The 21,635-nt window shown below is 57.2% G+C and carries 23 protein-coding genes; 18 read left to right on the top strand and 5 right to left on the bottom strand.

What is annotated here, in order from left to right:
- Positions 1-386: 386 nt before the first annotated feature.
- Both rluC and G5287_RS05875 read left to right on the top strand, forming a co-directional pair.
- On the top strand, positions 387-1,331 hold the full coding sequence (rluC, locus tag G5287_RS05880) for a 23S rRNA pseudouridine(955/2504/2580) synthase RluC (protein ID WP_227342952.1): 945 nt from the start codon (positions 387-389) through the stop codon (positions 1,329-1,331).
- A complete protein-coding gene (locus G5287_RS05875) occupies positions 1,331-1,993 on the top strand; it encodes an HAD-IA family hydrolase (RefSeq protein ID WP_421231044.1) in 663 nt (220 codons plus the stop codon). Before rluC ends, G5287_RS05875 begins: the two co-directional genes overlap by 1 nt.
- Before the next feature lie 100 nt (positions 1,994-2,093).
- Here the strand turns inward: G5287_RS05875 and G5287_RS05870 are convergent, their stop codons facing one another.
- Positions 2,094-2,675, bottom strand: coding sequence for a Maf family protein (locus G5287_RS05870; protein ID WP_227342950.1), 582 nt, complete (start codon positions 2,673-2,675; stop codon positions 2,094-2,096).
- A 119-nt stretch (positions 2,676-2,794) separates the two neighbouring features.
- On the opposite strand from G5287_RS05870, the gene yceD reads away from it, so the two are divergent.
- The 15 genes from yceD (at position 2,795) to G5287_RS05795 (ending at position 14,977) form a co-directional block, all read left to right on the top strand.
- On the top strand, positions 2,795-3,316 hold the full coding sequence (gene yceD / locus G5287_RS05865; protein WP_005345553.1) for a 23S rRNA accumulation protein YceD: 522 nt from the start codon (positions 2,795-2,797) through the stop codon (positions 3,314-3,316).
- A 19-nt stretch (positions 3,317-3,335) separates the two neighbouring features.
- Positions 3,336-3,503, top strand: coding sequence for a 50S ribosomal protein L32 (rpmF, locus tag G5287_RS05860; RefSeq protein WP_005300935.1), 168 nt, complete (start codon positions 3,336-3,338; stop codon positions 3,501-3,503).
- A gap of 9 nt (positions 3,504-3,512) precedes the next feature.
- The gene (gene plsX, locus G5287_RS05855; RefSeq protein ID WP_100653778.1) at positions 3,513-4,532 is read left to right on the top strand and encodes a phosphate acyltransferase PlsX; all 1,020 of its coding nucleotides are present in this window, start codon (positions 3,513-3,515) and stop codon (positions 4,530-4,532) included.
- Between the two features lie 7 nt (positions 4,533-4,539).
- Entirely contained in the window at positions 4,540-5,499 is a 960-nt protein-coding gene (locus G5287_RS05850; protein WP_040065495.1) for a beta-ketoacyl-ACP synthase III, read from the top strand.
- 71 nt (positions 5,500-5,570) lie between these two features.
- Positions 5,571-6,506, top strand: coding sequence for an ACP S-malonyltransferase (fabD, locus tag G5287_RS05845; RefSeq protein WP_421231043.1), 936 nt, complete (start codon positions 5,571-5,573; stop codon positions 6,504-6,506).
- A gap of 13 nt (positions 6,507-6,519) precedes the next feature.
- Positions 6,520-7,254 carry a 3-oxoacyl-ACP reductase FabG gene (gene fabG / locus G5287_RS05840; RefSeq protein ID WP_005351850.1) on the top strand — a complete coding sequence of 245 codons (735 nt, stop codon included), beginning with the start codon at positions 6,520-6,522 and terminating at the stop codon, positions 7,252-7,254.
- Between the two features lie 158 nt (positions 7,255-7,412).
- Positions 7,413-7,649, top strand: a complete 237-nt coding sequence (gene acpP, locus G5287_RS05835; RefSeq protein ID WP_005300909.1) for an acyl carrier protein — start codon at positions 7,413-7,415, stop codon at positions 7,647-7,649.
- Between the two features lie 82 nt (positions 7,650-7,731).
- Positions 7,732-8,973 carry a beta-ketoacyl-ACP synthase II gene (fabF, locus tag G5287_RS05830; RefSeq protein WP_005333158.1) on the top strand — a complete coding sequence of 414 codons (1,242 nt, stop codon included), beginning with the start codon at positions 7,732-7,734 and terminating at the stop codon, positions 8,971-8,973.
- A 68-nt stretch (positions 8,974-9,041) separates the two neighbouring features.
- On the top strand, positions 9,042-9,848 hold the full coding sequence (gene pabC / locus G5287_RS05825; RefSeq protein WP_421172891.1) for an aminodeoxychorismate lyase: 807 nt from the start codon (positions 9,042-9,044) through the stop codon (positions 9,846-9,848).
- Positions 9,838-10,839 carry an endolytic transglycosylase MltG gene (gene mltG, locus G5287_RS05820; protein WP_005333156.1) on the top strand — a complete coding sequence of 334 codons (1,002 nt, stop codon included), beginning with the start codon at positions 9,838-9,840 and terminating at the stop codon, positions 10,837-10,839. Before pabC ends, mltG begins: the two co-directional genes overlap by 11 nt.
- Positions 10,839-11,480 (top strand): dTMP kinase, encoded by a 642-nt coding sequence (tmk, locus tag G5287_RS05815; RefSeq protein WP_167569690.1) that lies wholly within the window; start codon positions 10,839-10,841, stop codon positions 11,478-11,480. The genes mltG and tmk overlap by 1 nt, the downstream gene beginning before the upstream one ends.
- Complete coding sequence (holB, locus tag G5287_RS05810; RefSeq protein WP_111901115.1) at positions 11,465-12,412, top strand: DNA polymerase III subunit delta'; 948 nt, start codon at positions 11,465-11,467, stop codon at positions 12,410-12,412. Before tmk ends, holB begins: the two co-directional genes overlap by 16 nt.
- 25 nt (positions 12,413-12,437) lie before the next feature.
- Positions 12,438-13,217, top strand: a complete 780-nt coding sequence (locus tag G5287_RS05805; protein WP_421231005.1) for a TatD family hydrolase — start codon at positions 12,438-12,440, stop codon at positions 13,215-13,217.
- A 285-nt stretch (positions 13,218-13,502) separates the two neighbouring features.
- The gene (locus tag G5287_RS05800) at positions 13,503-14,531 is read left to right on the top strand and encodes a site-specific integrase (protein WP_421231004.1); all 1,029 of its coding nucleotides are present in this window, start codon (positions 13,503-13,505) and stop codon (positions 14,529-14,531) included.
- A 161-nt stretch (positions 14,532-14,692) separates the two neighbouring features.
- Positions 14,693-14,977: a RepB family protein gene (locus G5287_RS05795; RefSeq protein ID WP_041235150.1), complete on the top strand. Its 285-nt coding sequence runs from the start codon at positions 14,693-14,695 to the stop codon at positions 14,975-14,977.
- 226 nt (positions 14,978-15,203) lie between these two features.
- Here the strand turns inward: G5287_RS05795 and rsmF are convergent, their stop codons facing one another.
- The 4 genes from rsmF to G5287_RS05775 all read right to left on the bottom strand — a co-directional run bounded on the left by rsmF (position 15,204) and on the right by G5287_RS05775 (position 20,598).
- The gene (rsmF, locus tag G5287_RS05790) at positions 15,204-16,634 is read right to left on the bottom strand and encodes a 16S rRNA (cytosine(1407)-C(5))-methyltransferase RsmF (RefSeq protein WP_421231003.1); all 1,431 of its coding nucleotides are present in this window, start codon (positions 16,632-16,634) and stop codon (positions 15,204-15,206) included.
- 143 nt (positions 16,635-16,777) lie between these two features.
- On the bottom strand, positions 16,778-19,330 hold the full coding sequence (locus tag G5287_RS05785; RefSeq protein ID WP_421231002.1) for an MlaD family protein: 2,553 nt from the start codon (positions 19,328-19,330) through the stop codon (positions 16,778-16,780).
- A 55-nt stretch (positions 19,331-19,385) separates the two neighbouring features.
- Positions 19,386-19,988 (bottom strand): paraquat-inducible protein A, encoded by a 603-nt coding sequence (locus G5287_RS05780; protein ID WP_005333132.1) that lies wholly within the window; start codon positions 19,986-19,988, stop codon positions 19,386-19,388.
- Complete coding sequence (locus G5287_RS05775; RefSeq protein ID WP_100645876.1) at positions 19,972-20,598, bottom strand: paraquat-inducible protein A; 627 nt, start codon at positions 20,596-20,598, stop codon at positions 19,972-19,974. The genes G5287_RS05780 and G5287_RS05775 overlap by 17 nt, the downstream gene beginning before the upstream one ends.
- 147 nt (positions 20,599-20,745) lie before the next feature.
- Here G5287_RS05775 and prpB point away from each other — a divergent pair, with 147 nt between their 5' ends.
- Positions 20,746-21,633, top strand: coding sequence for a methylisocitrate lyase (gene prpB / locus G5287_RS05770; protein WP_421231042.1), 888 nt, complete (start codon positions 20,746-20,748; stop codon positions 21,631-21,633).
- Positions 21,634-21,635: the final 2 nt, after the last annotated feature.

The raw sequence follows: 21,635 nt of genomic DNA, 5'->3' as shown, positions 1-21,635 counted from the left end.
TTTCCTCCATCTGGGTCCTGCCAGCGCCGGCCTCGGGTCTTCAGCATACTGGGGCAACCTCCCGGTTGGGGTATGCATGAGGCGCAAACTAAGGGCGTTCTGGTCATCACTTCTCGAGAAGGAATGAATAAGGATGCCGAAATGGAGACAAATAAACGGTGATGTTTGTGTTCTCCATGCGTTGTACCTCGCACCCGGGAACCGTCATGTTCTTGTATACACGGTGTTTCGGGATTGGGTGGCATACTTTTTGGCCACTTAGTACAAGGCTTGAACACAATGACAAAACCTTGTTTATTATCCCATTTAAACCTCTTTTATAGCAAGGCGCCATTTTTCAACAAACCATGCAGCCAAGGGGCGCGGGCAGTGTTAAAATCCGCGCCATGACACAGATACAACAACAAGTGCAGCTGCTCACCATCGAAGCTGAGCATGACGGGCAGCGCATCGACAATTTTCTCAAGACTCAGCTAAAGGGCGTCCCCAAGAGCCTGATCTATCGCATCCTTCGTAAAGGCGAAGTGCGAGTAAACAAAAAGCGCATCAAACCGGAGTACAAACTCTGCGCAGGTGACGAGGTACGGGTACCCCCCGTGCGCGTTGCCGAGAAGAATGAGCTGCCTTCAGCCAACCTCGGGGTTATCCAGCGTCTGGAGAGCCAGATCCTGTTCGAAGACGATGCCATGATCGTGTTGAACAAGCCCTCCGGCATGGCCGTACACGGTGGCAGCGGCCTCAGCTTTGGTGTGATTGAAGGGCTACGCGCACTGCGTCCGGAAGCCCGCTTCCTCGAACTGGTTCATCGACTGGATCGTGACACCTCTGGGGTATTGCTGGTTGCCAAGAAGCGCAGCGCCCTGCGCAGCCTGCATGAACAGTTGCGGGTCAAGACCATGCGCAAGCAGTATCTGGCACTGGTACGCGGCAAGTGGCAGGCTCACGTCAAGGTGGTCAATGCGCCGCTGCGCAAAAACGATCTGCAATCCGGTGAACGGGTAGTGCGGGTCAGTGCCGATGGCAAGCCCTCCGAAACCCGGTTCCGTATCGTGCGTCAATTTGCCGAAGCGACTCTGGTCGAGTGCAGCCCCATCACTGGCCGTACCCACCAGATCCGCGTGCACACCCTGCATGCCGGTCACCCGATCGCCTGTGACGATAAGTACGGTGAAGCGGCGTTTGACGATAAAATGCGCAGCCAAGGTCTGAAACGGCTCTTTTTGCATGCCTGGAAGCTCAGCTTCACCCATCCGGCCGATGGTCGCGAAATGCAGGTAGAAGCGCCGCTGGCACCTGAGCTCGACAACTTCCTCAACGGCTTGCCACGTTGATGCAGGATATCCGGCTCGCCATTTTCGATTGGGACGGCACCCTGATGGATTCGGTAGGCCGGATTGTTGCCTGTGTGCAAGGGGCCGCCAGAGATTGTGAGCTGGCGGTACCTGCACCAGCCCAGATCCGGCAGATCATCGGATTGAGCCTCGATGTCGCCACGTCCCGTCTGTTCCCCTTATGCAGTGGCAGTGGCGCCACCAGCGGTGAGCGCCAGATTGCCGCACTCATCGATCGCTATCGTCATCACTATCTGCACGATGCCACCCCCAGCCCGTTGTTTGCCGGGGCAGGGGAGTTGCTGCATGACTGGCGGTCACGAGGGCTGCAACTGGCCGTCGCGACCGGGAAATCACGCCGCGGGCTGGATCGGGTATTGGATGAAACCGGGCTACGCCCGTTGTTTGTGGCTAGCCGAGGGGCCGATGAGGCCCGCTCCAAGCCTGATCCGCTGATGCTTGAGCAGATCCTGGACGAGCTGGGGCTGTCACCCCGGCAGGCGGTAATGATCGGCGACTCTGTTCACGATATGGCGATGGCCGAGGCGATCGCCATGCTGCGTATTGGTGTCACCTGGGGGGTGGATAGCCGCGATGCCCTCAGTCGTCACGGGCCAGTGGCGGTGGTGGATTCTATGGCGGCTCTTCGCGGGCTGTTATAGACGCCTCTCTTTAAGAGACGTCGATCTGATTGATAACAGAAGCCCGGTCTATTGACCGGGCTTTTTATATGCTCGATCTAGCTTATCTATTCGTCCGCGATCAGGGCAGGGCAATACCGTGGCGCTCCAGCAGCTCGATCAGGCCGATCAGTGGTAGACCGATCAAGGCGTTAGGATCGCGCCCCTCCAGCCCCTTGAACAGCACGATCCCCATCCCTTCACATTTGAAGCTGCCCGCACAATCTAGGGGCAATTCTGCCTCTACATAGCGGCGAATGGCGGCTTCATCGAGGTTGCGAAAATGGACGGTGAAAGGTTCCACCAACTGATGAGCCTCCCCGGTTGCAGCGTTAAGTACGCACAGCCCGGTGTAAAAGGTGACGCAGCGCCCCTGGGCCGCCATCAGCTGGGCGATGGCATTGTCTATAGTGCCCGGTTTGCCGAGGATGTGATTATCGCAGACACACACCTGATCAGATCCGATGATCAAGCCGTGATCACGTTGCCCGGCGATGGCATCAGCCTTGGCACGAGCCAGTCTGGCCACCAGCGCCTCGGCGGATTCGCCAGCCAGTGGTTGCTCATCCACATCGGGCGCGGCACATTCAAAGGGGAGTCCGAGCTTCTCCAGCAGGGCTTTGCGATAGCGAGAAGTTGAGGCGAGGATCAGATTCTGTGGCATAATCGAGTTACCGATGAAAGCGAGTACCGGCATTCTAGGGACTTGTGACGTTAAAATCATCGGCGGTAAGGACTTTTTCCTTTGACTATCAGTTGTTGGACCTATATTATTCGCGCCCTATGCAAAAGGTGAAGTTGCCCGTTAAGGTTGATCCAGTCCGTAGTGCCTTGAAGCTGCTCGATTACATCGGGATAGTGGAAAAGTCGCAGATGCCCAGGCTGGAGGAATCAACCGCTGGCTTGCAGAGTGATATCGAGGTATCACTGCACTTTGGCAAAGATGTCCAGAAGTTGACCGTTATGAAAGGCACTGCCCATGCCAAGGTTGACCTGGTTTGCCAACGTTGCGGAGAGACATTCGAACACCTCTGTGAAGCTGAATTTATCTACACTCCGCTGTTCGAAAGAACAAACGAGGAAGAACTGCCGGAAGCTTATGAGCCCATTGAGTTGGACGAAAACGGCGAGATAGATCTTCATCAAATCCTGGAGGATGAACTCATCCTCTCGTTGCCTCAAGTCGCTATGCATTCTCTGGATGCATGCCCGAGAGGAAACATGGAGATGACTTGGGGTGAAATCGAACCTGCTGATGAGCGGCCGAATCCCTTTGCAGTTCTTGAAGAGCTTAAACGTAAGTGAATTTAGGAGTTAGCCTACAATGGCCGTACAACAGAACCGTAAAACCCGTGCCAAGCGTGGCATGCGTCGTTCCCACGATGCGCTGACCACCGCTGCCCTGACTGTTGATCAGACCAGTGGCGAAATTCATCGTCGTCACCACGTGACTGCCGATGGTTTCTACCGCGGTAAAAAGGTAATCGCTTAAGGATTGCCTTTGTCTACGCAAACTGTCGCGCTAGACATCATGGGGGGAGATATTGGCCCCTCGGAAACAGTGCCTGCCGCCGTGCAGGCACTGTCTCTTTTACCCCAGTTAAAACTGATCCTGGTCGGCGACCAGCACCAGACCTCCTCTCTGCTGCAGCAACATGGTTTGCTGAATCATCCCCGAGTCCGTTTCGTACATGCATCCCAAGTGGTTGGCATGGGCGATAAACCGATCGTGGCGCTGCGTACTCTGAAAGACTCCTCCATGCGGGTGGTACTCAATCTGGTGAAAGCCGGTGAGGCCGATGCCTGCGTCAGTGCCGGCAATACCGGTGCGTTGATGGCGATGGCCAAGTGCGTGCTCAAATCCCTGCCCGGGGTCGATCGGCCGGCACTTATCAAGGCGCTGCCGACATTGAGCGGCAAACGCACCGTGATGCTGGATCTAGGCGCCAACGTCAGTTGCGATGCGGATACCTTGCTGCAGTTTGCGGTGATGGGCTCCGTCGTGGCCGAAAAGGTAGAAGGCATTGCATCCCCCCGTGTTGCCTTGCTCAACATCGGCGAGGAGGAGATCAAGGGCAACGATCTGGTGCGCCACAGCGCCGAATTGTTGCGTCAGTGCCAAGCGCTCAATTATGTCGGGTTCGTCGAAGGGGATCGCATCTTCAGCGGCGACAGCGATGTGATCGTCTGCGACGGTTTTGTCGGCAATGTCGCCCTCAAGACGGCAGAAGGGGTGGTGCGGATGATGGCCCAGCTGGCCGGATATCCCCGCAAGAAACGCACTTTTCTTGGCCGGATCGCCGGATTTATGTTCAAACGGCGTTTTTCTTACCTGAACCCCGACCAGTATAACGGAGCAAGTCTGTTAGGATTGCGCGGCATTGTGGTAAAAAGTCATGGGCGGGCCGAACGGCGCGCTCTGTGTAATGCGATCCTGCTGGCCGCACAAGAGGCCAAACATCAACTTCCACTGCAAATAGCAGATCGCCTTGAAGCTGTCTTCTCTGACAGGGATCTATAAGAACTCTATGCATAGCAAAATTCTGGGTACTGGCAGCTACCTGCCGAGTTCAGTGCGTACCAACGCCGATCTCGAGCAGATGGTTGAGACCAGTGATGAGTGGATCGTGGAACGTACCGGTATCCGTGAGCGCCGTATTGCCGGGGCTGACGAGACCGTTGCCACCCTCTCTTACCAGGCCGCTCTGCGCGCCCTGGATGCAGCCGGTTTGACCGCTGCCGATCTCGATATGATAGTGCTGGCCACCACCAGTGCTGAAAATGCCTTCCCGGCTGCCGCCTGCGAGCTGCAGGGGCTGCTCGGCGTACCGGGCATTCCTGCCTTTGACGTGGCAGCGGCCTGTGCCGGTTTCACCTACGCACTCTCCATTGCCGATCAGTTCGTCAAATCCGGCGCCGCCCGCCATGTGCTGGTCGTCGGGGCCGATGTGCTCTCCCGCATGTGCGATCCGCAAGATCGCGGCACCATCATCCTGTTTGGTGATGGGGCAGGGGCTGTGATTGTCGGTGCCAGCGAGACGCCGGGCATTCTCTCTACCCATCTCCATGCCGATGGCCGTTATGGTGAGCTGCTCAAGCTGCCTCATCCCCGTCGCGGCATGCCGGGTGCTGAGCTCGAAGCCTACATGTATATGAAGGGCAACGATGTCTTCAAGGTCGCGGTCACCCGTTTGAGCGAGATCGTCACCGAAACGCTGGCCGCAGCTGGCATCGAGCCGAGCGAGCTGGACTGGCTGGTACCGCATCAAGCCAACTTCCGCATCATCAGTGCCACCGCCAAGAAGCTGGGTATGAGCCTCGATAAAGTGGTGCTGACCCTCGACAAGCACGGCAATACCTCTGCTGCTTCCGTTCCGGTCGCCTTCGACGAAGGGGTGCGGGATGGCCGGATCAAACCGGGTCAGCTGGTACTGCTGGAAGCCTTTGGTGGCGGTTTCGCCTGGGGCTCGGCGCTGGTTCGCCTCTGATCTTCGGCGGGATGGTGCGCCTATCATCCCGTCACCGATTTCATTTTTGTCTTATCTAAAAGGAATCAATGATGACCCAATTTGCCATTGCCTTCCCGGGACAAGGTTCCCAGTCCGTAGGCATGCTGGCCGAGCTGGCCGAACAACATGCCGTGATCAAGGAGACCTTCGCCGAGGCGAGTCAGGTGCTGGGTTATGACCTGTTTGCCATGGTGATGGATGGTCCGGTTGAAGATCTGAACAAAACCTGGCGCACCCAGCCTGCACTGCTGACTGCCTCTGTCGCTCTGTGGCGCCTGTGGCAACAGCTGGGTGGGGCAACTCCTGCCATGATGGCGGGTCACAGCCTGGGTGAGTACTCCGCGCTGGTTTGCAGCGGCGCACTCGATTTTGCCGATGCGGTCAAACTGGTCGAGTTGCGTGGTCTGGCCATGCAGGAAGCGGTACCGGAAGGCACCGGCGCCATGGCTGCTATCATCGGTCTGGATAACGAATCCATCGCAGCCAACTGCGAAAAAGCGGCACAAGGGCAGGTCGTCTCTCCGGTCAACTTCAACTCCCCGGGCCAGGTGGTTATCGCCGGTCACAAAGAAGCCGTTGAGCGCGCCAACGTGCTGATGAAAGAGTCGGGCGCCAAGCGTGCGCTGCCGCTGCCGGTCTCCGTGCCGTCTCACTGCGCGCTGATGAAACCTGCCGCAGAAAAACTGGCAGCTGCGCTGGACGGGATCGAGATCAAGGTTCCAACCATCGCGGTCATCAATAATGTCGACGTATCCTGTGAACAGGATCCGGCCGCCATCAAGCAAGCGCTGGTACGTCAACTGTTCAGCCCGGTTCGTTGGACCGAGACTGTCGAGCGGATGGCCAATGATGGGGTTACCCTCGAGATCGAGATGGGACCGGGCAAAGTGTTGACCGGGCTCGCCAAGCGCATCGACAAGCGCGTGGAAGGTATTCACGCCAACGATGCCGCCTCTTTCGAGCAGGCGCTGGCCCAGATCAAGTAAACAGGAGCAAGTGATGAGTTTTACCGATAAGGTTGTGTTGGTGACCGGTGCCAGTCGTGGCATCGGCCGTGCGATTGCCGAAACATTCGTGGCCCGTGGCGCGAAAGTGGTCGGTACGGCGACCAGCGAGAGCGGTGCCGAGGCAATCAGCGCCTATCTGGGCGACAATGGTTGCGGTATGGCACTGAACGTGACCAGCCAGGAATCCATCGAAGCTGTCTTCGCCGCCATCAAGGCGCGCTTTGGCGACATCGACATCCTGATCAACAACGCAGGGATCACCCGTGACAACCTGTTGATGCGGATGAAAGATGACGAGTGGAACGAGATCATCGATACCAATCTGACCTCGCTTTACCGTCTGAGCAAACCGGTGTTGCGTGCCATGATGAAGAAACGTCACGGTCGCATCATCAGCATTGGCTCCGTGGTGGGAACCATGGGCAATGCCGGTCAGGTCAACTATGCTGCCGCCAAGGCCGGTCTGGTTGGTTTTACCAAATCGTTGGCGCGGGAAGTGGCATCCCGTGGTATCACAGTGAACGCGGTTGCTCCCGGTTTCATCGAAACCGACATGACCCGTGCCCTGAATGACGATCAACGTGCCGGCATCATGAGTCAGGTGCCTGCCGCCCGTTTGGGTGATCCAAAAGAAATTGCCGCAGCTGTGGTATTCTTGGCTTCTGATGAAGCAGCCTATATCACCGGCGAAACCCTGCATGTTAATGGCGGGATGTACATGGTGTAATCAATTTGTCGTAAGATCTGTTCAAATTTGCGATAGTACGCCGAAGTTTGGCACATTTCGTGGTTTGACCAGCGGCAAGCTACTTGCAAACTCACGTCAATTGAATAAACTACCCCAACCAGACGCAAATAGCGTATTTTTAAAGGAAAATTCAGGTCATGAGCAACATCGAAGAACGCGTAAAGAAAATCATCATCGAACAACTGGGTGTTAAAGAGGAAGACGTTAAGAACGCTGCCTCCTTCGTCGACGACCTGGGCGCTGACTCTTTGGATACCGTTGAACTGGTAATGGCGCTGGAAGAAGAATTCGATACCGAAATTCCTGATGAAGAAGCCGAGAAGATCACCACTGTTCAAGCGGCTATCGACTACATCACCGCTAATCAGGAATAAGTTCCTGTTCTGAAAGAAGCGGCCCAAGGGCCGCTTCTTTTGTATTTGTTCCTTTTCAAAACACCTCTCGGAGACTACCTCAGTGTCAAAACGCAGAGTCGTGGTGACCGGCTTGGGGATGCTTTCCCCGGTGGGTAACACTGCCGAATCCAGCTGGCAAGCACTGCTCAACGGGCAGAGCGGCATTTCCCTTATCGAACACTTTGATGCCAGCGAGTTTGCAACCCGCTTCGCAGGTCTGGTCAAGGATTTCGATCCAGAGCAGTACGGTATCAACCGTAAAGACGCTCGCAAGATGGATCTCTTCATTCAATACGGCATCGCGGCCGGTATGCAGGCGCTGGATGATTCCGGCCTGACCATCAATGAAGAGAATGCCGAACGTGTCGGCGTGGCGATTGGCTCCGGTATCGGCGGTCTGGGTCTGATTGAACAGAACCACGAAAGCTTGGTCAACGGCGGCCCGCGCAAGATCAGTCCCTTCTTCGTTCCGTCCACCATCATCAATATGGTGTCCGGTCATCTTTCTATCATGAAAGGTCTGCAAGGGCCGAACATCGCCGTGACTACCGCCTGTACCACTGGTACCCATGCCATCGGTATGGCTGGCCGGATGATCGCTTACGGTGATGCAGACGTGATGGTCGCTGGCGGTGCCGAGAAAGCCTCCACCGCGATGGGGATGGGTGGTTTTGCTGCCGCCAAGGCACTCTCCAACCGCAACGATGAGCCGCAAAAAGCGAGCCGTCCGTGGGATAAAGATCGCGATGGTTTCGTGCTGGGTGACGGTGCCGGTGTGCTGGTACTGGAAGAGTACGAACACGCCAAGGCCCGTGGCGCCAAGATATACGCCGAGCTGGTCGGTTTTGGCATGAGCGGTGACGCGTACCACATGACTGCGCCTCCTGCAGATGGCAACGGTGGTGCTCGCGCCATGAAAAATGCTATCAAGGATGCCGGCATTGCTCCCGAGCAGATTGGTTACATCAACGCGCACGGTACCTCCACCCCGCTGGGTGATGTGGCCGAGCTGCGTGGCATGAAGTCGGTGTTTGGTGAGCACGCCAAATCCCTGATGGTGAGCTCTACCAAGTCCATGACCGGTCACCTGTTGGGCGCCGCCGGTGCCATCGAGGCGATCATCACAGTGTTGGCCCTGCGTGATCAGGTGGCTCCGCCCACCATCAACCTGGACAACCCGGATGAAGAGTGCGACTTGGATCTGGTGCCCCATGTGGCCAAGCCAGGTAGCTTCGAGTACGCCCTTTCCAACTCGTTTGGTTTTGGCGGCACCAATGGCTCACTGATCTTCAAACGCGTATAATTTGCCGCAGGGCAAAGACACAGGCCCGATACTGCCGGTATCGGGCCTTTTTTATCGGAGGGATCCCTTTGCTTATCAATGGCATGAAGCTTGATACCATCTCGGCCCATGATCGGGGGCTGGCTTATGGTGACGGTCATTTCACCACCATGGCGGTCAGGGAGGGTCGCGTGTTGCAGTGGCCTGCCCATCTGGCACGGTTGCAGCAGGCGAACAACCGGTTGGGCTTGGTTGAACCGGACTGGGATCTCTTGACCCGGGAGGTTGAAGAGATGGTGGCCGACCAGCCACAATGCGTGGCCAAGGTGATCCTGACCCGCGGCGAAGGGGGACGGGGCTATGATGGCAGCGGATGTCAGCACACAACCCGGATGGTCACTCTGGCGCCATTTCCCACTCACTATGGCCAGTGGCAACAGGAGGGGATCGAGATGGTGGTGTGCCGCCAGCGGATCGGCGATGCCCCCATGCTGGCCGGGCTTAAAACCTTGAATCGTCTGGAGCAGGTATTGCTGAAAAGCGAACTTGTCAGCCGAAATGCAGTCGAAGGGATAGTGCTTAACAGTCGCGGTTTTCTCATTGAAGGGGTCAGTGCCAATCTGTTTTGGCGTCGGGGCAAGACGGTGTTTACGCCCGATCTCGCCCGCGGTGGTGTCGATGGCATCATGCGCCGCCAGGTGATGGCGATGTTGAAACAGATGAGTATTGAGTTGCGTGTGGTAGAGGCTCCGCTGGAGTCACTATGGCAGGCGGAAGAGGTGTGGCTCACCAATACCCTGATGGGGATCGTGCCGGTCAATGGCATCGAGGATATTCACTATCCCCCAGCGGTATTGAGTCGCCGTTTACAGGAGCGTTTGGTCATTGAAGTTTAATCGGCTTTACACCCTGCTCGCGGGGGCGGCACTGACGGTAGCCGCTGCCGGGGGCTATGTACATTACAAATGGCAACAGGTAGAAACGCTCACCAACAAGGGGCCGACCCGGCTCTTTACGGTGGAGAAGGGCGCCCATGCGGCGCGCCTCATCGCCGAACTGGGGGAGGGGGAAACCAGCCCCTGGGCGGTACGGCTCTGGCTGCGTAGCCACCCCGAACTGGTGGCCATCAAATCGGGCACCTACGAAATCAAGGAAGGGGCCCCTCTCAAGGAGACCCTTTCTCTGTTCGCATCGGGCAAGGAGTTTCACTTCAGCCTCACCTTCGTCGAAGGTTCCCGTTTCGAGGATTGGCAGAAGCAGCTCTCCAGCGCGCCATACCTTGAGCGATTGACCGTCGAGCAATCAGAAGCCGACCTGGCGCAGGAGCTCGGCATCGAGAATGGCAAGCTGGAGGGGTGGTTCCTGCCGGAAACCTACGCCTATACCACCCATGCCAGCGATCTCTCGATCTTGCGTCGTGCCCATCAGGATATGGAGACTTTCCTGCAGCAGAGCTGGGAGAAACGTCAGGCCAACCTGCCTTACAAGACCCCCTACGAGGCGTTGATCATGGCCTCCATCATCGAGAAGGAGACCGGTCAGCCGGACGAGCGGGCACAGATCGCCTCGGTGTTTGTCAATCGTCTGCGTCTGGGCATGAAGTTGCAAACCGATCCCACTGTCATTTACGGGGTGAAGGATCGCTACGATGGCAATATTCGCCGTAGCGATCTGACCGACAAGAACCCCTACAACACCTATGTGATTGACGGTTTGCCGCCCACGCCTATCGCTATGCCGGGCAAGGCCTCCATCGAAGCTGCGCTTAACCCCAAGTCGACCGATTATCTCTACTTTGTCGCCAAGGGGGGCGGTGCCCACTATTTCTCCAAGACCCTCGATGAACACAATCGGGCGGTTCGCGAATACATATTGAAGAAACCTTAATGTCTAAATTTATTGTGATCGAAGGATTGGAAGGGGCAGGGAAGAGCTCGGCCGTGCGTTATGTGACCGACTATCTGCAGCGCCACGGCATCAACCGGATCGAGTGCACCCGCGAGCCGGGTGGTACGCCGCTGGCCGAGCGGATGCGGGCCATCGTCAAAGAGGTGCACGACGAACGCCTCACCATCGAGGCGGAACTGCTGCTAATGTATGCCTCCCGGGTACAACTGGTGGAGACCCGCATCAAACCCGCACTGGCCGACGGTGTCTGGGTGGTGGGGGATCGCCACGATCTCTCCTCCCAGGCCTATCAGGGTGGTGGCCGTGGTATCGATGCCCAGCTTATCGGAGCCATCAAGCAGGCGGTGCTCGGCAACTTCAAGCCGGATCTCACCCTCTATCTCGATATCGATCCTGCCCTTGGCTTGCAGCGCGCACGCCATCGCGGCGAGCTGGATCGCATCGAACTGGAGCAACTGAGCTTCTTCGAGCGTACCCGAACTCGTTATCTCGAACTGGCCGCCCAGGATGATTCCATTGTGGTGATCGATGCGGCGCAAACGCCGGAACAGGTCAAAGCGGCCATCGAGTGTGCATTGGATCACTATCTGTCGAACGAGCCGCTATGTATCCCTGGCTGATCCCCGACTGGCATGCCCTGAGCCAGACGGCCCAGTCCGGTCGTCTCGGCCACGCCTGGTTGTTGCTGGGCGATCCCGGTCTTGGCAAGGAGCAACTGGCTGAGCGGCTGGCGCGTTTGCACCTTTGCCAACAACCGGATCGTGGAGAACCGTGTGGTCAGTGCCACTCCTGCCAGCTGTTTGACAAGGGCAACCACCCGGATCTCGGCACCATAACGCGCGACAGCAAGACCATCGGGGTCGAGGCCATTCGCGAGATCTGCACCCGGCTGCAGGGCTCTGCCCAGCTCGGCCGTGGCAAGGTGGTGATCATTCCTGATGCGGAGCGGATGACCGAATCGGCAGCCAATGCCCTGTTGAAAACCTTGGAAGAGCCGGCCGGCGACAGCTTGCTGTTGCTGATTGCCTCCCAGGTTTCCCGGTTGCTTCCCACCATTCTCAGTCGCTGTCACAAACATGTCTGTCAGTTGCCTGCGGAAGGGGAAACAGTACGCTGGTTGGCCGAGCAGGGTCATCAGGCCACTCTGGCTCAGGTGCGGATCTGTCAGGGGGCACCGCTGCGGGTACTCGACTATATCGAGCTGCAACAGGACGGTACTCGCCGCGAACTGCTGGAACAGTTTGTCGCCCTGAGTCAAAGTCCGGTCAAGGCGACGGCACTGTGCAGCCAGCTTGGTCAGGAGACGCAGGTCAGGTTGCACTGGTTGCAGCTCTTCTTGTGTGATGCCCTGAAAACCCAGGCCGGATGTGGTCACCATCAGCTGGCCATGCCTGATCTGGCCATCTTGAGCCAGCGGTTGGCGGAGCAGCACTCCAGCGAAAAACTGCTGGAGGCAGAACAAGATCTGGTTGCCCTGAAAGCGGCCTGTCAGCCGGGTCAGCTCTCCAATCCCACCATCCATCTGATGAACTGGCTCAGTCGCTGGTTATAAGTACCGACAAGCAGAAAGGTTTTATATGTTACTCGTTGATTCCCACTGTCATCTCGATCGCCTCAGCTATGGTAGCAAGCAGACCAGCATGGCCGATGTGCTGGCCAAGGCCACGCAACTGGACGTGGGATATTTTCTCTGTGTCAGTGTGACTCAGGCACAGTTCCCGACCATGCTCGAGGCGATCGCGCCCTATCCCCAGGTATTTGCCTCTTGCGGGGTACACCCGCTCAATCAGGAACCCGGTGTCGATGCCGAGTTGCTGCTCAAGCAAGCTGCCGATCCACGTGTGGTGGCCATCGGTGAGACCGGTCTCGATTACTTTTACTCGCCCGAGAACAAGGAAGTTCAGCAAGCCTCTTTCCGCGAACATATCCGGGTTGCTCGCGCGCTGAACAAGCCGCTGATCATCCATACCCGCGATGCCCAGCAAGATACCTTGCAGATCATGCGTGAAGAGGGCGCTGATCAGGTTGGCGGTGTGCTGCACTGCTTCACCGAATCCCTCGAAATGGCAGAAGCAGCAATGGCGATGGGGTTCTATATATCCATCTCCGGGATCGCCACCTTCAAAAATGCGTCTGCACTGCAAGAGGTGGTCAAGGCTCTGCCCCTGGACAGATTGCTGGTCGAGACCGACTCGCCCTATCTTGCCCCCGTGCCGCATCGGGGGAGGGAGAACGAACCTGCCTTTGTGCGAGACGTTGCGCAGTTTATTGCCGATTTGCGTCAGATTCCGCTTAATGAATTGGCAGAAGCCACCAGCCGGAATTTCTTTGAACTCTTCAAGCTGGCGAAAAAATAATCCCCAAGCCCCGTTGCTCGGGGCTTTTATATTTCAAATACCAAGCTGATTACCCACCTGAATATAAACACCGAGCTGCGTTATCTCTCACTTCTTCCTGCCAATTTTACTTTTTCGTTTCTGCTAAACTGGGTCGAATGATATTCCTATGTTTCCTTTATTCAGCGTGGTCAACGGGTATTGAAATAAGATGTTCTAGGTATCGATAATATTCATTATCGATACTTGATGTATGGGAAGGATCCTGTAAGATCCTCTCAAACTTCATATGAATCATAGAGTTCCGTGGCATATCCATCCTTATCCAATCCGGCTCATCAGTCACTGCAGACTGTTTTCGATGCACAGCTAAATAGTCGGGCACGCCGCTTTTTGCGCAGTGCAAAAGCGGATTCCACCCTCAATGCCTATCAGGCGGATACCCGTATTTTTGTCTTCTGGTGCCAATTACACGGGCTTGATCCGCTGCAAACCACCCATCACGACATCATGAATTTTCTCGCAGATCAGGCTGACGGCGTATTGGCCGACTGGGTATGGCTGGATAAAGAGGAGGGAAAAGGGGAGCTGCGCAACGGTGAACCTCGTAAACCGGCAACCCTGGTGAGACGGCTTGCCGGGATCCGTTATGCCTTCAAGCAGAAAGGGATTCACCCCTTGCCCACCGAACATCCCGAAATCAAGGAGATGATGCGCGGTATTGTCAGATTGGGGGATAACCGTAAACGCAAAACCGGCGCCCTGACGCTGCAACCATTGACCCAGGTGCTGGATGGCATCGACACCGGTGATCTGGCTGGCTTGCGTGATCACACCCTGCTGCTCTTGATGTTCAGTGGCGCCTTGCGCCGCTCGGAAGCAGCCCGAATTGAGGTGAGCGATCTCGATTTTGTGGGGCAGGGGATCCGCCTTCGCCTCAAACCGAGCAAGCATCAGCTGCATGAAACCGAGATAGCCCTGATCCCGGGCAAACACTACTGCCCCGTGTCGGCACTTCAAAAATGGCTACACAAAAGCCGGATCAGCGAGGGGCCGCTGTTTCGGCGCATGAACCGCTGGGGCCAACTGATGGCCGAGCCACTCGGCCCCCAGGGCATCAATCTGATGATCAAACGCCGAACCGGCCAAACCATCGACGATCTTTACGTCAGTGGCCATAGCCTGCGCCGCGGTTTTATCACCTCGGCGGTAACAGCCGGCAAACCAATGAACAAGATCATTGAGGTGACGCGCCACAAGGATATACGAACCCTGCAGGAGTACTTCGATGACGCCCATAAATTCTCCGATCATGCCCTTGATGGCTTGCTTTGACACAACTGCGCTACTGCATTTTTTATGTTAAATGATATCTTGTTGATCTGATGATATATTTGCCGTGCAGCCAGCAGCCCAAGGTGGAAGGGGCATCTTCCAATGGATAATGGCATGTGATGAGAGATAACAAACTCGGAAACGTAATATCGCAAGGACATATGAGCCAAGAAATGACAGTGCGTGAAGAGCAAGAGGCGGGGCCCCAAAACAATGCCGAGCGGCAGCGCCAACATGTAAAACGCAAGCAGGAGACCCATACCCGGCTGCAATGCTGGATCAGCAATCGCCACGCCGAACGATTGGCCGCACTGGGTCTTCATCTCGAAGACAGTCAGGCATCACTCATCGAGCAGGCGATCGATCTGCTCTACCAACATGAGTTGGGTAGAGAACCTCCGTTTGAAAACAGAGTCGCCACACAGGTCGAAGAGACCGTTGAATAGACACAAAAGTGAAGTAACAGCGATACGTGAAGAGATAAAAAAAGCCAGGTACGAATTCCTTGTACCTGGCATAGGGGAATTGGCTCCTTGCAGAGCCGTGCGCTAACTGGTGTTCGGATTGCCTTAAGCTTAGACAAGGCTCAAGGCTTTTCAAGATCCGAAGAAAAGTTCAACCAGAGTGTGGGTATTTCAGACTCGTTCAAGTGCTTATGCACCGAACGGCCCACTAGGCATTGAACAGATTGTTGTCACGCACCAGCTCGCGGGGGAGGGCATTCTTGACCCGACTCCCCACCCATTTCCCCATGCCTAGGGTATGCCCCTGATAGCGGACGATCACCTCGCCAGTGCCCGCATCCTGTTCTGGCCAGACATCCCGCCCCATCATGAATTCCCGCGCATTGGCGCTATCCAGCTCGACCACGCCCTTGCTCGCTTTATCGCCATAGGCCAGCGCCCACTCATGGGTGATGCGATAACCCTTCTTGAAAGTCTCCGCCAGCTTGATGCCAATGCGATCGAAGCGTAGCTTGCCCTGCACCTGATCAAACCGCTGGGGGAAGAGCCAGATCTCGTCATTGCGGCCAAACAGTTGACCCTGCGGTGCCACCCCAAAGTTGGCTTCGATCTCGCGCAGCATGGGCTCTGACTCTTTCGCTGCCAGTGGCAGGAAGGGGAATTTGCCCAGCTTGCCCGGCTTGAACATGGTGTTGGGCACCGAGTGATGTTTGCGCAATCTGGCGACGAAAAAGCCTTCACTGTCGAATATCTGGGGCCAAACGTGCAGGTATCCTTCGGATGTACAGGCCTGCTCTGCATGGGGGAACAGGTCAGCCAGCGAGTCAAAACTCAAGGCATCGCCAAACTTGTCCAGCAGGGATTGGCAAACCGCCTGATTCTCCTGCTCACTCAAGGTGCAAGTGGAGTAGACAAGCACACCACCCGGTTTTAGGGCATGGAAGGCGCTCTCCAGTAACCCTTGCTGCACCGCCGCAATCTCGTCGATGCTCTCGATGCTCCAGTTGCGCAGCGCATCTTCATCCTTGCGCACCGTACCTTCACCGGAGCAGGGGGCATCGAGCAGGATGGCATCGAAGGTCTCCGGCAACCACTGGCCAAATACCTTGGCATCAAAATGGGTCATGCCCACATTGGTCACACCGCAGCGCTGGATATTGGCACTAAGCACTTTCAACCGGCTGCTGGAAAACTCGTTGGCAACCAGCATTCCCTGATTGTTCATCAGAGCCGCGATCTGGGTGGTCTTGGAGCCGGGGGCCGCCGCCGCATCCAGCAACATGCCATCCGCTTTGATCTTGTCGCTGGCAAAGAGTGCCGTCACCGGCAGCATGGAGCTCGCTTCCTGAATGTAGAAGAGCCCGCTCAAGTGCTCGGCGGTGTTGCCAAGTGGGACGGTTTCATCGCTGCGGGTCAGCCAGAAGCCGGTATCACACCAGGGGACAGGGTCAAGCTGCCAACCCAGTGGCTCCATCAGGGCGACGAAATCCGAGACGGCGATCTTCAAGGTATTGACCCGAATGCTGCGGCGCAGCGGACGTCGACAACTGGCCACAAACTCATCCATCGAGAGATGGGCCGGCATGATGGCCGCAATGTGGCGTAAAAAGTAATCGGGAAGGAAGGTGTTGTCGTGCACTGTGCCGTCTCGTTGACCAAAAAGAGGGGCGATATCCTACCACAAGGCCAAGAATATTCTGAATCTGAACCCTATCAACAGGCACCGGAATATAAAAAAGCCCGGCACTGTGCCGGGCTTGGATGAGATACAAAGGGAAGAGATCAGGGCTGGATACGCGGACTCCACTCCAGCCACTCTTTCTCGGCTTTGCCGTAGAGCGGATAGCTGTGGCCAGCCTTGACGGTTGGCCCCATCTCTTTCTCCGGCGTATTGAAGGCGATGCCGCCGGCCAGCAGGCTCTGCACCGTCTCCACTTCGATGGTGCCACCGGTCAGCCCGATATCCGCCTTGACCCCGGAGACATTCCAGAAACGGGAGTTGGCCCGCACCAAATGGGCATACTCCTGATCCACGTTAACGTCGATCACCACCTCGCTGCCATCCCGAGCCAGCGCCACCTTGGTGACACTGCCCACCACCATCTTGCGAAACAGTAGCGGACTGCCGACGCTCAGGCCATTGACGGAGGGGCTCTTGAGGGTCAGGGCCAGACCCACCGGGCCGACCTGACTCAAGGGGAAGCGATCTTTGCCAGCGCCTTTACCGGGTTGTGCTTCTACAAACGCCCCCTTGATCAGGGTGTCGAGGTGAGCGACACCGCCCAGCCCCAGCTTGGCCTGCACCAGAGTAAAGCGGGCGCCGGACTGCAGGAAACGCTCGGCATAGTGACCATCAAGTTCCGCCTTGAAGATCACCTGACCCAGAGACGGCTCCAGCTCGATCTCTTCAATTTTGCCGATATCGACACCGCGATAGCGGATCGGGCTGCCAATCCCGAGCCCCGGATTGCTATCTGCTACCAGTGACAGCTGGCGCACCTTGGCCTTGGCTTGCTCCCTGGAATCGAACAGTTGATGACTGCTGCGGCCATTGGCCAACCGGTCGAACTCGATAGCGCCGCGCAGCAGGGTACCGAGGTTGCCCACCTTGACCTGCACCCCATCGACCCGCACCTTGGTGTCGATGGCCGGTTTTTTCCAGAACTGGGGTTGCTGGGCGAGGAGGGGTGCATAGACTCCATCAATCTCGAGTTCGATCTCGACCCCCTCTTTGGCGGCGCGCAGCTGTTTGACCTTGCCCGCTTCCAGCCCCAGATAAAGCACTGGCGAGCCAATGCCAATGCCATCGGCCTGATCTGCCTTGAGCAACCAGCGCCGGGGCTTGGCATCACGGGTACCGAGCAGTGCCAGCTCCTGACTCGGGTAGAGACGGTTAATCCGCTCGCCACTGCTGGCTTGTACCAGCTTGATCCCGCCCCCCAACCAGGCACTGGCCGGACTGGTTTCTACTTTGATGCCGCTCAGATCGGCATCGATCTGCAACGGGGCGGCGCGATAGAAGCGGGCACGGTTGAGCAGGTGACCATAGTTCGGCGCCATCACCAGCTCGACGCTGGCATTGCCGCGCGCATCCAGGGTGAGCTGGCTGATACGGCCCACCTGCAATCCCTTGTACCAGACAGGTGCATCCTGATTGAGCCCCGCCAGATCGTCAGCCTGCAGCGTCACCTTGGTACCGCTCTGGGGCGCGCGCTCGGTAAGTGTCATCTTCTCTACCGGTTTGCCCGCTACATAGTCGAGGCGAATGGCCGGGCCGGAGAGCAGGCGATCTGCATGCTGCACGCCGGTCGCGGAGAGGGAGACGCTCTCCCACACCAGTTGACTCTTGTCGGTAATGCGATAAGCCTGCTCCGGGTTGATCAGCGCTGTGACCACACGGCCTTTGTCGGTGAGGCGAATGGGGTCGATACGACCAATCTCGATCCCCTCATAGAGGATGGGCATCCCCTCCTTGACCGGAAGATCGCCAGCCGCAATGTCGATACGCTCGCCACGCGCCGCTTCCGCCAGCCCTTTATAGAGGACGAAAGTCTGTCCCTTCTCCGGCTCTGGTGAATCTTTGGGTGAGTCAAAGGCAATGCCGCCGCTCAGAATGGAAGTGAGGCTGCCTGCCTCCACGCTCACCCCGGCCAGACTGAAGGAGCCCTTGATGCCGCTGATGTTCCAGAAGCGGGTATCGGCTTTGACCAGATGTTCGAAACGCGGCTCGATCACCAGATCCAGAATGACGTTCTGGTTGTCCTGACCCAGACGGGTATTGATGACGCTACCCACCTCGATACCGCGGAAATAGAGCTTGGCGCCAATCCCCACCGAACCCAGCGAATCGGCGGTCAGGTGCAGCATCCGCCCCTGAGCCTGATAGCCGGGGGGAGGGCCCTCCAGTGCATCAAAGGTCTCCTCCAGCGGATTGCTTTCACGCCCCGGTTGCAAGTTTATGTAGTTGCCGGAGACCAGGGTATCGAGGCCGGAGATCTCGGTGAGCGACGCCTTGGGGCTCACCAGCCAGAAGTCGGATCCCTTGCGGATCAGCGGCCGGGCACGGCTGTCAATCTTGGCCATTACCGCAATCTTGCGGCCATCTTCAGCCAACTCCAGCTCCTGCACCACACCGATAGCCACCCCCTGATAACGAACCTGGGTTTTACCAGGCAAGATGCCGTTGCCCTGGGCGAAGTTGATCTGGATAAGCTGGCCACGGCTCAATACCTGCTGATAGAGAAAGCCACCTGCCAGCAGCAGGGCTATCAGGGGTAACAGCCAGACCGGCGATAACCAGCGACGCTTTTCGATGACGGGTTCAGCCCCGATCATAGTGACTCCTTATTGGCTGGATTAAACAGCACATCAGACAAAAACAGAGAAATCATCAACGGGCCGCCTTGTCCCACAGTAAACGGGTATCGAGCATGCGGGCCGACATCATGGTCAGCACCACCACACCGGCAAAGGCGGTGGCCCCCGGGCCTGCGCGGACACTCAGCAGCACACCCCGATCGACCAGTGCCACCATCAGCGAAATCACGAACAAGTCCAGCATTGACCAGCGACCGATAAAATCGATCACCCGATACATCACTAGCTGGCGCTTGCGCCGCACCGGCTTGGCCCGCTGCAACTGCCAGCAGATCCAGCCCAACCCCAATATCTTGCCCACGGGTACCAGTATGCTGGCGGTGAGGACTATGGTGGCAATCCCGCTCATCTTGCTGCGATAGAGCATCATGATACCGCTGAAGATGGTATCTGACTGCAGTAACCCCTTGTTGTAGAAATGGGTAATGGGCAACAGATTGGCAGGCAGCAACATGAAGGTGGCGAGCGCCAGCAAGCCCCACGACCAGGCGAGGGAACGGGGAATGCGCACCTGCAATTTGCTGCTGCAACGGGGGCAGACTGCCCCGGCTTGATAGCGCACCAGCAAACCACAGGTATGGCAGCGGCAGAGTCCCATCTCACGGGCGCTGGTCATGTTCCGGCTCCTTTAACGGGATCCGCGCCCAGTAGGGGGCGGGGTCAAACAGGATCAGCAGGGTCATGTTGAGCAGCATCAAAATACCGAGGCTGAGCAACCCGCCACCGAGGCGCACATCGGCGATGTCGATCAGTTTGAACAGGGCAACCAGCAGGCTGACGATATAGACCTCCAGCATGGCCCAGTGGCGAAACACCTCGACCAGCTTCAAGGTGACGGGAAGAATGTGCCAACGTTTGGCCAGACCCGAAGCCAGCACAAAGATCCCCGCCAATAACCCTACCGGTGCCAGTACGGCGCACCAAAGCACCAAAGAGGCCACCCAAAACTCACCTTCGCCAAACAGCACCAGGATACCGCGCAGCAGGTCGGCATCGGTGTTGACCCCAGCCAGCCGCAGATAGATCAGCGGCTCAAAAAATGCGGAGGGCAGCAGCAGAAATCCGGTGATGGTCAGGGCCATCAACTGGGAAGGTCGAAAGGCATAACGGCCATAGAGATGTTGGTGACAACGCGGGCAGTGGGCATGGCGACGCAGCGGCAGTGCTTTGCGCTGGATCAGCAAGTCGCACGCCGGACATACAATTACGGAACCGGGCTCCATCATACAATTCAACCTGTTGAAGGAATTGGTGAAATTTACCCTAAAACCGGTTTCCTGTCTTGCCTGCGGCCGGAATGTTACGAAAGTATAATTGACGTTAACGTAAACGTGATATTAGATAGCCAGACTAGACAGGTGAAAGGAGTCATGATGTCCAGTTTGTCCCCCTCGGCAGGCCTGCGCTTTCGCACCGCCCTTGCCAATGAACATCCCCTGCAGATCGTCGGCACCATCAATGCCTATATGGCGCTGATGGCCGAACGCAGCGGTTTTCAAGCCCTCTATCTCTCCGGCGCCGGGGTAGCCAATGCCTCCTACGGCTTGCCGGATCTCGGCATGACCTCCCTCAACGACGTGCTGATCGATGCCGAGCGGATCACAGCGGCGACCCGTGTGCCGCTGTTGGTCGATATCGATACCGGCTGGGGGGGGGCGTTTAATATCGCCCGCACCATTCGCGCGTTCGAGCGAGCCGGGGTTGCCGCCGTCCATATGGAAGATCAGGTAGCTCAGAAGCGCTGTGGTCATCGCCCCAACAAGGCGGTGGTCACGCTGGAGGAGATGTGCGATCGCATCAAGGCGGCAGTGGATGCCCGCGAGAATAGCGAGTTCGTCATCATGGCCCGCACCGATGCACTGGCGGTGGAAGGGATAGAGTCTGCTCTTGAACGCACCGCTGCCTATGTGGCCGCCGGTGCCGACATGATCTTCGCCGAGGCGGTGACCGAGCTTGCCCAGTACGACCAGTTCAAGCTGGCGGCCAAAGTGCCGATCCTCGCCAACATGACCGAGTTCGGCAAAACCGCGCTGTTTGACAAAGAGCAACTGGCCGCCCACGGGGTCGACATGGTGCTCTACCCCTTGAGTGCCAACCGGGCCGCCAATCAGGCCGCCCTCAACGTCTATCACCATATTCGCCAGGATGGCCATCAGCGCGCTGTCGTGGAGACCATGCAGACCCGGGAGTCACTCTACGACTTCCTCGGATATCACCACTACGAGCAGACACTGGATCGTCTGTTTACAGCCAAGGAATAGGA

The sequence above is a fragment of the Aeromonas sp. 603079 genome (assembly GCF_049172135.1).
Lineage (GTDB): Bacteria > Pseudomonadota > Gammaproteobacteria > Enterobacterales > Aeromonadaceae > Aeromonas > Aeromonas veronii.
Note: the sequence above shows the minus strand (reverse complement) of the source record. Positions and strands in the feature narration are given on the sequence as shown.

Excerpts from the sequence above, each read along its gene's own strand:
- rluC (WP_227342952.1), top strand. The coding sequence starts at position 387 with ATGACACAGATACAACAACAAGTGCAGCTGCTCACCATCGAAGCTGAG.
- G5287_RS05875 (WP_421231044.1), top strand. The coding sequence starts at position 1,331 with ATGCAGGATATCCGGCTCGCCATTTTCGATTGGGACGGCACCCTGATG.
- G5287_RS05870 (WP_227342950.1), bottom strand. The coding sequence starts at position 2,675 with ATGCCACAGAATCTGATCCTCGCCTCAACTTCTCGCTATCGCAAAGCC.
- yceD (WP_005345553.1), top strand. The coding sequence starts at position 2,795 with ATGCAAAAGGTGAAGTTGCCCGTTAAGGTTGATCCAGTCCGTAGTGCC.
- rpmF (WP_005300935.1), top strand. The coding sequence starts at position 3,336 with ATGGCCGTACAACAGAACCGTAAAACCCGTGCCAAGCGTGGCATGCGT.
- G5287_RS05850 (WP_040065495.1), top strand. The coding sequence starts at position 4,540 with ATGCATAGCAAAATTCTGGGTACTGGCAGCTACCTGCCGAGTTCAGTG.
- fabD (WP_421231043.1), top strand. The coding sequence starts at position 5,571 with ATGACCCAATTTGCCATTGCCTTCCCGGGACAAGGTTCCCAGTCCGTA.
- fabG (WP_005351850.1), top strand. The coding sequence starts at position 6,520 with ATGAGTTTTACCGATAAGGTTGTGTTGGTGACCGGTGCCAGTCGTGGC.
- acpP (WP_005300909.1), top strand. The coding sequence starts at position 7,413 with ATGAGCAACATCGAAGAACGCGTAAAGAAAATCATCATCGAACAACTG.
- tmk (WP_167569690.1), top strand. The coding sequence starts at position 10,839 with ATGTCTAAATTTATTGTGATCGAAGGATTGGAAGGGGCAGGGAAGAGC.
- holB (WP_111901115.1), top strand. The coding sequence starts at position 11,465 with ATGTATCCCTGGCTGATCCCCGACTGGCATGCCCTGAGCCAGACGGCC.
- G5287_RS05805 (WP_421231005.1), top strand. The coding sequence starts at position 12,438 with ATGTTACTCGTTGATTCCCACTGTCATCTCGATCGCCTCAGCTATGGT.
- G5287_RS05795 (WP_041235150.1), top strand. The coding sequence starts at position 14,693 with ATGAGCCAAGAAATGACAGTGCGTGAAGAGCAAGAGGCGGGGCCCCAA.
- G5287_RS05785 (WP_421231002.1), bottom strand. The coding sequence starts at position 19,330 with ATGATCGGGGCTGAACCCGTCATCGAAAAGCGTCGCTGGTTATCGCCG.
- G5287_RS05780 (WP_005333132.1), bottom strand. The coding sequence starts at position 19,988 with ATGACCAGCGCCCGTGAGATGGGACTCTGCCGCTGCCATACCTGTGGT.
- G5287_RS05775 (WP_100645876.1), bottom strand. The coding sequence starts at position 20,598 with ATGATGGAGCCCGGTTCCGTAATTGTATGTCCGGCGTGCGACTTGCTG.
- prpB (WP_421231042.1), top strand. The coding sequence starts at position 20,746 with ATGTCCAGTTTGTCCCCCTCGGCAGGCCTGCGCTTTCGCACCGCCCTT.